Raw genomic sequence first — 682 nt, forward strand, 5'->3', positions numbered from 1 at the left:
CGTCGGCGCGGGCGGCTCGGGCATGCGCGCATCGCTGCAACTCGCGCGCGCGGGCTTGTCGGTGGCGGTGCTGTCCAAGGTGTTTCCGACGCGCTCGCACACCGTTGCCGCGCAAGGCGGCATCGGCGCTTCGCTTGGCAACATGAGCGAAGACAACTGGCACTATCACTTCTACGACACCATCAAGGGCTCCGACTGGCTCGGCGACCAGGACGCGATCGAGTTCATGTGCCGCGAAGCGCCCAACGCGGTGTACGAGCTCGAACACATGGGCATGCCGTTCGACCGCAATCCGGACGGGACGATCTATCAGCGTCCGTTCGGCGGCCACACCGCGAACTACGGCGAGAAGCCGGTGCAACGCGCATGCGCTGCGGCCGACCGTACCGGCCACGCGCTCTTGCACACGCTGTATCAACAGAACGTCGCGGCTAAAACGCACTTCTTCGTCGAATGGATGGCGCTGGATCTGATCCGCGACGCCGACGGCGACGTGCTCGGCGTGACCGCGCTCGAAATGGAAACGGGCGAGGTCTATATCCTCGAAGGCAAGACGACGCTGTTCGCCACGGGCGGCGCGGGGCGCATCTTCGCGGCATCGACGAATGCGTTCATCAATACGGGCGATGGCCTCGGCATGGCCGCGCGCTCGGGCATCGCGCTGCAGGACATGGAGTTCTGG

General features: G+C 65.5%; 1 protein-coding gene. It reads left to right on the forward strand.

Annotation, left to right across the window (positions count from 1 at the left end):
• A partial coding sequence (locus QCE73_RS39500; protein WP_309885323.1) for an FAD-binding protein occupies positions 1–682 on the forward strand: 682 nt, incomplete at both ends.

The sequence above is a fragment of the Caballeronia sp. LZ029 genome (genome assembly GCF_031451275.1).
GTDB lineage: Bacteria > Pseudomonadota > Gammaproteobacteria > Burkholderiales > Burkholderiaceae > Caballeronia > Caballeronia jiangsuensis.